The organism is Nocardia wallacei (assembly GCF_029868745.1).
GTDB classification, from domain to species: domain Bacteria; phylum Actinomycetota; class Actinomycetes; order Mycobacteriales; family Mycobacteriaceae; genus Nocardia; species Nocardia wallacei_B.
In genome coordinates this window covers 38,489-47,552 of record NZ_JARWOP010000282.1, presented here as the reverse complement: position 1 = coordinate 47,552, position 9,064 = coordinate 38,489, and the positions used below count along the sequence as shown (strand labels likewise).

Here is a 9,064-nt window from a genome sequence, read left to right as displayed (position 1 = left end):
GGTCGGCCGACAAGGGCCGGATGGACGCGATCTTCCTCGACATCGCGACCACCGAAGACCGGCCGCTGACGGATATCTACATGCCGCCGGACGCGGTGGGTGACGATCTCACCGCCTACGCCAACAATCCGCGCGCCGGGCTCCCCGCCCAATGGCTTCTAGCCGGGGGGCCGCGGGGGGGCGGTTTTATCCCCCGCCCCCGATTCCGGCGGAACGGGAAGAAACCGGCCCGTGGGCGGCGCTGTACTCGACGCGTGCCCCCACCGCACGTTTCCGCTCCCGACCGAAGGACACCATCGTGACCGTTGGACATCGCATCACCGTCGAGCAGGGCGCCCAGCACGTGCGAGTACGGCACGGCGACACGATTCTCGCCGAGAGCAGCCGCCCGCTGGTGCTGCGCGAGACCGGTTGTCCCGTGCGCTACTACCTCCCGCCGGAGGACGTGCGCACGGACCTGCTGACACCCTCGGACACCACCTCGTTCTGCCCGTTCAAGGGCACGGCCTCGTACTGGTCGGTTCCCGACGCGCAGGATCTGGTGTGGGCCTACCCGCAGCCCAAGGACGACGTGGCCGAGATCAAGGACCACTTCTGCTTCTACGACACCGAGGAAGTGCCCGCGGGCTGACGCCCGCCCGGCCGCGACCATGACCCGAGATCCGATGTGGCGCAGTGACCACGAGGGGCGTGGCGGCGGCATAATGCGCGGGCATTAGGGTGGATCTGCAACGGAACGAATCCGCTTGAAAGCTGAGGAGCGATAACGTGACTGTCCGGGTAGGTATCAACGGCTTCGGCCGCATCGGTCGGAACTTCTTCAGGGCGGTCGAAGCGCAGAAGGCGCTCGGCACCACGGATATCGAGATCGTCGCGGTCAACGACCTCACCGACAACGCCACGCTGGCGACGCTGCTGAAGTACGACTCCATCCTGGGCCGCCTGCCGCAGGAGGTCTCGCTCGACGGCGATGACACCATCGTGGTCGGCGACCAGCGGATCAAGGCGCTCGCCATCAAGGAGGGCCCCTCGGCCCTGCCGTGGGGCGACCTCGGCGTCGACGTGGTGGTCGAGTCCACCGGCATCTTCACCGACGCCACCAAGGCGAAGGGCCACCTGGCCGCCGGCGCCAAGAAGGTCATCATCTCCGCGCCCGCCAAGGGCGAGGACCTGACCGTCGTCATGGGCGTCAACGACGACAAGTACGACGGCAGCCAGAACATCATCTCCAACGCGTCCTGCACCACCAACTGCCTGGGCCCGCTGGCCAAGGTCCTCAACGACGAGTTCGGCATCGTCAAGGGCCTGATGACCACCATCCACGCCTACACCCAGGACCAGAACCTGCAGGACGGCCCGCACAAGGACCTGCGCCGCGCCCGCGCCGCCGCCCTGAACATCGTGCCCACCAGCACGGGTGCGGCGAAGGCCATCGGCCTGGTGCTGCCCGAGCTGAACGGCAAGCTGGACGGTTACTCGCTGCGCGTCCCGATCCCCACCGGCTCGATCACCGACCTGACCGCGGACCTGGAGAAGAAGGCGACCGTCGAGGAGATCAACGCGGCGTTCAAGGCGGCCGCCGAGGGGCCGCTGAAGGGCATCCTGAAGTACAGCGTCGACCCGATCGTCTCCAGCGACATCGTCACCGACCCGCACTCGTCGATCTTCGACGCGCCGCTGACGAAGGTCATCGACGACCAGGTCAAGGTGTACTCCTGGTACGACAACGAGTGGGGCTACTCCAACCGCCTGGCCGACCTGATCGGCCTCGTCGGCAAGTCGCTGTAAAGCTATGGCAGTCAAGACACTTCAGGATCTGCTGAACGAGGGTGTCGAGGGTCGGGGCGTGCTGGTGCGCTCCGACCTGAACGTTCCCCTCGACGGCGGCACCATCACCGATCCCGGCCGCATCATCGCCTCGGTGCCGACCATCAAGGCGCTGGCCGAGGCCGGAGCGAAGGTCGTCATCACCGCGCACCTGGGCCGTCCGAAGGGCGAGCCGGATCCGAAGCTGTCGCTGGCCCCCGTGGCGGCGAAGCTGGCCGACGAGCTGGGCCGCAATGTCCAGCTCGCCGGTGACGTGGTGGGCCAGGACGCGCTCGCGCGCTCGGAGGGCCTCACCGACGGTGACGTGCTGCTGCTGGAGAACATCCGCTTCGATCCGCGCGAGACCAGCAAGGACGACGCCGAACGCGGCAAGCTGGCCCGGGCACTGGTCGAGCTGGTCGGCGACGACGGCGCGTTCGTGTCCGACGGCTTCGGTGTGGTGCACCGCGAGCAGGCGTCGGTCTACGACGTGGCGAAGCTGCTGCCGCACTACGCGGGCACTCTGGTTGCCGCCGAGGTCGAGGTGCTGCAGAAGCTGACGACCGAGCCGGAGCGGCCGTACGCGGTCGTGCTGGGCGGGTCGAAGGTCTCCGACAAGCTCGATGTCATCGAGGCGCTGGCGCCGAAGGTCGACACCCTGGTCATCGGCGGCGGCATGTGCTTCACCTTCCTTGCCGCACAGGGTCTTTCGGTGGGTACTTCGCTGCTGCAGCCGGAGATGGTGGACACCTGCAAGGGCCTGCTGGACCGCTTCGCCGACGTCATCCACCTGCCCGTCGACATCGTGGTGGCCGACAAGTTCGCCGCCGACGCGGAGTCGAAGACGGTGCCCGCCCACGAGATTCCCGACGGCTGGATGGGCTTGGACGTGGGCGCGGAATCGGCCAAGCGCTTCGCCGCGCTGCTGACCGAGGCGAAGACGGTGTTCTGGAACGGCCCGATGGGCGTGTTCGAGTTCGAGAACTTCGCCGCCGGTACCCGCGGCGTCGCCGAGGCGATCGTCACGGCCACCGGCAAGGGCGCGTTCACCGTGGTCGGTGGCGGTGACTCGGCCGCGGCCGTCCGTTCGCTGGGTCTGCCGGAGGATGGTTTCTCGCACATCTCCACCGGCGGCGGCGCGTCGCTGGAATACCTGGAGGGCAAGGAACTTCCGGGCATCAGCGTTCTGGAACAGACAGCTCGGGAGTCCGAATAATGGCACGTAAGCCCCTGATCGCGGGCAACTGGAAGATGAACCTCAATCACCTCGAGGCCATCGCTCTGGTGCAGAAGATCGCCTTCGCCCTGCCGGACAAGTACTTCGCGAAGGTCGATGTCGCGGTGCTCCCGCCGTTTACCGACATCCGCAGCGTGCAGACGCTGGTGGAGGGTGACCGGCTGCTGATCACCTACGGCGCGCAGGATGTGTCCACGCACGACTCGGGCGCGTACACCGGCGAGATCAGCGCTCCCATGCTGGCCAAGCTGGGGTGCACCTACGTCGTGGTCGGCCACTCCGAGCGGCGGCAGTACCACACCGAGGACGACGCCATCGTCGCCGCCAAGGCCAAGAAGGTGCTCGACAACGGGATGACCCCGATCGTCTGCATCGGCGAGGGCCTCGGTGTCCGGGAGGCGCAGACGCACGTCCAGTACAACCTGGAGCAGCTGCGCGGTTCGCTGAAAGGCCTGTCGGCGGAGGAGTTCTCGAAGATCGTCATCGCCTACGAGCCGGTGTGGGCCATCGGCACCGGCCGGGTCGCCACCCCGGCCGACGCGCAGGAGGTGTGCGGTGCGCTGCGGGGCGAGCTGGCGCAGCTGGCCGACCCGGACATCGCCGCCACCGTGCGCGTGCTGTACGGCGGCTCGGTCAACGCCAAGAACGTCGGCGAGCTGATCGCGCAGACCGACGTGGACGGTGCACTGGTCGGCGGCGCGTCGCTCAAGGGCGACGAGTTCGCCACCCTGTCGGCCATCGCCGCAGGCGGCCCGCTGCCGTAAGTATCTGCTGCACAACGGCATTCGGCCCGGCATCGCTTCGGCGGCGCCGGGCCGATTCGTGTCGCCGTCAGGGAATGCGGGCTACCGCGCCGAGCATGGAGACGGCTTCCGGGCGGGGGTGGGCGCGCCAGCCCTCCGGTCGCCACGACATCACCGAGCCGATGCCCGGCGGCACCACCTCGAGGCCGGTGAAGAAGCGGCTGAACTCGGCGGTGGAGCGCAGCCGGAACGGGATGCCGCTGCGGCGGTTGGCCTCGTCGCTCTGGGCCAAGTCCTCGACGGTGAGATGGTCGCTGGTGGCATGGGTCATCACCAGATAGCTGCCCGAGGGTAACGCGCCGCGTAATCGCTCGACCACCTCGTAGGGCCGGTCGTCGTCGGTGAGGAAATGCATCACGGCAACCAGCATCAGCGCCACGGGGCGGGTGAGGTCCAGCGTGTCGAGCAGCTCGGGATGGGCGAGGATGCGCTCGGGCTCGCGGACATCGGCCTCGAGGTACGCGGTGCGGCCCTCGGGGCGGCTGTTCAGCAGGGTGCGGGCGTGGATCAGCACGATCGGATCGTTGTCGACGTAGACGATGCGCGATTCGGGCGCGATGTCCTGCGCGATCTCGTGCACATTGCCCGCGGTCGGCAGCCCGGCGCCCAGATCGAGGAACTGCCGGATCCCGGCTTCGGCGGTCAGATAGGTGACCACCCGCCGCAGGAAGGCACGATTCTCGAGGGCGGAGAACTGCACACTGGGAAAGGCCTCGGCGACCGCTTCCGCCGACTCGCGGTCGGCCTCGAAATTGTCCTTGCCGCCCAGCCAGTAGTCGTACCGGCGGGCCGGGTGCGGCTTGGTGACATCGATGCCGGGAGGCGCCTGCTCGGAGTCCACGCCGCCCTCCTTCCTCTCGACTACTGTGATCATGTCAGTTCGCAGTGTCGGATCCGGTAGCGCCCCGGGCGCGCCGTGCGGAGGCTTGCCATGTCAGTGCAGTACAGCCCGTATGATTTCGCCGTCCACGCCGACCCGTACCCGTACTACGCGCGGCTGCGCGCCGAGGCGCCGGTCTTCCGCAACGAGACCGACGACTTCTGGGCGCTGTCGCGGCACGCGGATGTGCTTGCGGCGCTGCGCGATTCGCAGCGCTTCTCCAGCGCGAACGGGTTGCGGATGGAGCCGGCGTTCTGGGGACCGCAGGCGGAGCAGTTCTTCTCCTTCGTCGCGATGGACCCGCCCAAGCACACCCGGATGCGCGGCCTGGTCACCCGGGCGTTCACGCAGCGCCGGGTGCAGTCGCTGGAGCCCCGCCTGCGCGAGATCGCGCGCGGACTGCTCGACCCGCTGGTGGCCCGGGGGAACTTCGATCTGATGGCCGAGTTCGCCGGACCGTTCCCGACCGAGGTGATCTCGGAGCTGGTCGGCGTTCCCGAGGCGGATCGGGAGATGCTCCGCAAGCTCGGCATGGAGATCATGTACACCGAGGAGGAGTCCACCGACCTGCGCCCGGAGGCGATGCAGGCGATCGGCGCGCTGGTCGGCTACTACACCGAACTGACCGTCGAGCGCAGCCGCAGCCGCGGCGACGACCTGCTGTCGGGGCTGCTGGACGCGGCCGACGGCGACGACCGGCTCAGCCCGCAGGAGATCGTCGGCGTGCTGATTCTGCTGGTGGGCGCCGGTATCGAGACCACGATGCTGACCCTCGGCAACCTGTGGCACGCCGGTTGGCAGCATCCCGCGCAGCGGCGAGCCGCGTTCGACGGCCGCATCGATGACTGGATCGCCGAGGGCATGCGATACGACCCGCCCACCCAGTCGAACCTGCGCACCACCACCGAGGAGGTGGAACTGCACGGCGTGCGCATCCCCGCCGGTGCGCGCATGCTGCTGCTCACCGGCTCGGCCAACCGGGACCCGGAGGTGTTCGCCGACCCGGACGGCTTCGACCTGGACCGCGACACCGGCCCCTCGCTGGTGTTCGGCAGCGGCCGTCACCACTGCCTCGGCTCCAATTTGGGCCTGCTGGAGTTGCGCATCGCATTGCAGGAGATCGTCGACCGGATCGCCGACTACGACATCGACACCGAGGGCGTGCGCCGCATCCACTCCTCCAACAATCGCGGATTCGCCGCCCTGCCGACCACGGTCGTCGCCCGCTGAGGGTGTCAGGCGCCGGTGAGTCGCTCGGCGGCCGCCTCGATCGCGGCCTCGTCGAGTAGTACGGTGTGCGCTGCGGGGCCGAGCGGGACGAAACTGTCGGCGCTGGTGACCCGGCCGATGCGGCCGTCGAATCCGACGTCGAGCAGTGCGGCGCAGACGGATTCGGAGACGCCGCCGCTGCGGCGGGTCTCGTCGGCGATCAGGACGCGGCCGGTGGCGCGGGCGTGCCGCAGCAGATCGTCCTCGGGTAGTGGTGTCAGCCAGCGCAAGTCGAGCACGCGGGCACGAATTCCCTTGGCGGCCAAGCGTCGTGCGGCGCGCAGGCTCATGGGGACACCGTTGGCGAAGGTGACGATGGTGAGGTCGGCGCCGTCGCCGTAGACGCGCGCCCGGCCGATGTCGGCGGGTGCGCCCGTGGTCGTGGCGAGCCAGCCCTCGTCGCCGGAGTCGTGCAGGTCGCGGGTGTGGTACAGCGCGATCGGTTCCAGGAACACGCACACCCGGCCGTCCACCCGGGCCGCGGACACGCAGGTGCGCAGCATGGCCGCCGCGTCGTCGGCGCGGGCGGGGGAGGCGACCACCACGCCGGGGATATCCCGCAGTGCCGCAACGGAATCGTCGTTGTGGAAGTGGCCGCCGAAGCCCTTCTGGTAGGCGTAGGCGGCGATGCGCACCACCAGCGGATTGCGGTACTGCCCGGTCGCGAAGAACTGCAGGGTCGCGGCCTCGCCCCGGATCTGGTCGAGGGCGTTGTGCACATAGGCGAGATACTGGATTTCCGGAACCGGTACGAATCCGGCCGTCCCCGCACCCAGCGCGGTACCGAGCACGCTCTGCTCGTCGAGCAGCGTGTCGAAGACGCGCCGGGCGCCGAACGTCTTCTGCAGGCCCTTGGTGACGCCGTACACCCCGCCCTTGCGCCCGACGTCCTCACCGAACACGAGCAGGTCGTCATCGCGCTCGAGGAGTTCGGCGAGCGTCCGGTTGATCGCCTGCGCCAGAGTCATCGGCGGCGGTTGCGAGTCCTGTTCCGCGACCGCCGTTTCGGTCGGCACACTGTCGCCCGCGGGGTTCGGGCGGTGCTCTGCGCGTGCGGCTCCGGACTCGGGCAATGCCTCCGGCAGGAACTCGGTGCGCAGCGCGTCGGCGCGGACGAGGTCCGGGTCGGCGGGCGCCAGCGGCGCGGTGACGGCCGCGGCCGACGTCAGTTTCGGCGCCCCCGCGACCTCCTCCGCCACCGCGGCGACCTGCTCGCCGAGGGCGTCGTACCGGGCGATCACCTCGGTGGCGTCGGCGACACCGGCGGTGACCAGCAGGCACGCGGTGGCGGTCAGCGGGTCGCGGGCGAGATCGGTGGCGATGTCGGTGGCCCGGCGATACGACGACTCGACATCCGACCCGGCATGGCCGAGCAGCCGCACCGTGCGCAGCCGGAGGAAGGCCGGTTCGCGATGCTCCCGCACCCAGTCGACCGCCTTCGCCGCGACCGACAGCGCCTGCAGCAACTGGCAGCCGTCGGCGCTGAAATACCGCATGCCCGGCCGGGACCCGTACGCGAACTCGATCCACTCCGGCGGCGTCGGGACGCTCAGTCCGACCCCGTTGTCCTCGCACACGAACAGGATCGGCATCGGAATCCGCTGGTGCGCAGTGTGAATCGCGGCATTGACGGCCCCCGCGGCGGTGGAGTGATTGGCCGAGGCGTCGCCGAAGCTGCACACCACCACGGCGTCGGCCGGCCACTCGGTGAACCGGCCCAGCCGGTCGGCCCGGTCCAGCGCGAAGGCCAGGCCGACTGCGCGCGGCAGATGCGAGGCGATGGTGGAGGTCATCGGGATCACCGCGGCGGGCTTGCTGCCGAAAACCTTGTGGCGGCCACCGGAAATCGGGTCCGCGGCGGCCGCGACCACACCCAGCAGCACGTCCCGGATCGGGTCCGAACCCGGCACCCGGCGGCTGCGCTGCACGAAGAACGCGCCCGAACGATAGTGCAGCAGTGCGGGATCGGAGACGCGCAGCGCGGCCGCCACCGCCGCGTTGCCCTCGTGCCCGGCCGATCCGATGCTGTAATAGCCGCGGCCCGAGGCGGTCAGGCGGCGTGCGGCCAGATCGAGGTGGCGGCTGGTGGCCTGAGCGTCGAAGATTTCGAGGCAGTCGGCCGCGGTGTACGGATAACCCTTGCGCACCGGTTCGTCCGGGGCGCAAGGATTTTCCGAGCGCGCCGCGGAGACGGCGGCACGGAACCGGCGGTCCAGCTCTGCTTCCCGATCGTTGATCGCGCCTCCCTCGGCTGTGCGATGGTCCGGGCTCATTCGGCGCGCAGCACCAGTCCGGTGTTGTTGGCGCGGTTGCGTAGCGTAAGGGTCGCGGCGTCGACGGTCGCGGTGGTCTTGCCGTCCAGGGCCTCGAGCACCTGCCGTTCGACCTCCATCACCTCGGGCGGGCACGCCATCCGCGTGGTGGCGATGCGGAAGGTGACATCGCTCCCGGCGATGTCGGCGCTGCCCGTCATCCGGTTGCACCCGGCGCTGCCGGTGACCTGTCCGTCCGGGCCGATGGTGAGCGTCGGCCGAGCATTGTCGAGGGCCTGCGAGCGGACCTGGCCCTCGGGCCGCAGCAGCGCGGTGACGGTCCAGGTGGTGCCGGAGAGCGAGCGGTCGGGCTCGGCGATCTTCTTGTCCAGCAGAGTGACGGTGAGGTCGGCACCGGTCAGTGTCAGGGTGTCACCGGTGAGCTGCCATCGCGGTCCGGACTGGAGGAGTGCGGTCTGCCAGCCGTCGGCGCCGGACCGGTCGTCCGGGCAGGCCATGAGCGTGGTTGCCATACCCGACACGCGCATCACGTCACCGTCGAAGGTCACCGGCCCGCTGCCGGTATTGCACCCCGAGGTGGCCGACACCCGATTGTCGGCGAAGGTGAGCCGCAACGGCCCGCCGCCGGGAATCGGCGTCCCCTCGACCTTGGTCGATACGAAACTTCGTCCCATCGGCGTCGGCCCCGGCCCGGCGTCCCCACCGTCCCCGCCGGACGAGCAGGCGGCGGCCAGCCCGAGCGCGGCCAACAGCGGAACGAGACGCAGCATCGCCGACATGGCCGCGATCCTACCTC

Annotated in this window: 9 protein-coding genes; 6 read left to right on the top strand and 3 right to left on the bottom strand. The window is 69.5% G+C overall.

What is annotated here, in order from left to right:
• The 5 genes from QH470_RS25630 to tpiA all read left to right on the top strand — a co-directional run.
• On the top strand, positions 1 to 302 hold a 302-nt coding region (locus QH470_RS25630), incomplete at its 5' end, for a hypothetical protein (protein WP_280274901.1).
• Positions 299 to 631 (top strand): DUF427 domain-containing protein, encoded by a 333-nt coding sequence (locus QH470_RS25625; RefSeq protein ID WP_280274900.1) that lies wholly within the window; start codon positions 299 to 301, stop codon positions 629 to 631. The genes QH470_RS25630 and QH470_RS25625, both read left to right, overlap by 4 nt.
• 137 nt (positions 632 to 768) lie before the next feature.
• On the top strand, positions 769 to 1,788 hold the full coding sequence (gene gap, locus QH470_RS25620; RefSeq protein ID WP_280274899.1) for a type I glyceraldehyde-3-phosphate dehydrogenase: 1,020 nt from the start codon (positions 769 to 771) through the stop codon (positions 1,786 to 1,788).
• Between the two features lie 4 nt (positions 1,789 to 1,792).
• A complete protein-coding gene (locus tag QH470_RS25615; protein WP_280274898.1) occupies positions 1,793 to 3,022 on the top strand; it encodes a phosphoglycerate kinase in 1,230 nt (409 codons plus the stop codon).
• Positions 3,022 to 3,807: a triose-phosphate isomerase gene (gene tpiA / locus QH470_RS25610; RefSeq protein ID WP_280274897.1), complete on the top strand. Its 786-nt coding sequence runs from the start codon at positions 3,022 to 3,024 to the stop codon at positions 3,805 to 3,807. The genes QH470_RS25615 and tpiA overlap by 1 nt, the downstream gene beginning before the upstream one ends.
• A gap of 67 nt (positions 3,808 to 3,874) precedes the next feature.
• Here tpiA and QH470_RS25605 read toward each other — a convergent pair whose 3' ends face one another.
• On the bottom strand, positions 3,875 to 4,687 hold the full coding sequence (locus tag QH470_RS25605) for an SAM-dependent methyltransferase (RefSeq protein ID WP_280274896.1): 813 nt from the start codon (positions 4,685 to 4,687) through the stop codon (positions 3,875 to 3,877).
• 90 nt (positions 4,688 to 4,777) lie between these two features.
• Between QH470_RS25605 and QH470_RS25600 the strand changes: the two genes are divergently transcribed.
• The gene (locus tag QH470_RS25600; protein WP_280274895.1) at positions 4,778 to 5,956 is read left to right on the top strand and encodes a cytochrome P450; all 1,179 of its coding nucleotides are present in this window, start codon (positions 4,778 to 4,780) and stop codon (positions 5,954 to 5,956) included.
• Between the two features lie 5 nt (positions 5,957 to 5,961).
• Here the strand turns inward: QH470_RS25600 and QH470_RS25595 are convergent, their stop codons facing one another.
• On the bottom strand, positions 5,962 to 8,268 hold the full coding sequence (locus tag QH470_RS25595; RefSeq protein WP_280274894.1) for a transketolase C-terminal domain-containing protein: 2,307 nt from the start codon (positions 8,266 to 8,268) through the stop codon (positions 5,962 to 5,964).
• Positions 8,265 to 9,047: an META domain-containing protein gene (locus QH470_RS25590; protein WP_280274893.1), complete on the bottom strand. Its 783-nt coding sequence runs from the start codon at positions 9,045 to 9,047 to the stop codon at positions 8,265 to 8,267. Before QH470_RS25590 ends, QH470_RS25595 begins: the two co-directional genes overlap by 4 nt.
• Positions 9,048 to 9,064 lie beyond the last annotated feature (17 nt).

What these genes read in the sequence shown, in the direction of transcription:
- QH470_RS25600 (WP_280274895.1), top strand. Translation starts at nt 4,778, where the DNA reads ATGTCAGTGCAGTACAGCCCGTATGATTTCGCCGTCCACGCCGACCCG.
- QH470_RS25615 (WP_280274898.1), top strand. Translation starts at nt 1,793, where the DNA reads ATGGCAGTCAAGACACTTCAGGATCTGCTGAACGAGGGTGTCGAGGGT.
- tpiA (WP_280274897.1), top strand. Translation starts at nt 3,022, where the DNA reads ATGGCACGTAAGCCCCTGATCGCGGGCAACTGGAAGATGAACCTCAAT.
- QH470_RS25590 (WP_280274893.1), bottom strand. Translation starts at nt 9,047, where the DNA reads ATGTCGGCGATGCTGCGTCTCGTTCCGCTGTTGGCCGCGCTCGGGCTG.
- QH470_RS25595 (WP_280274894.1), bottom strand. Translation starts at nt 8,268, where the DNA reads ATGAGCCCGGACCATCGCACAGCCGAGGGAGGCGCGATCAACGATCGG.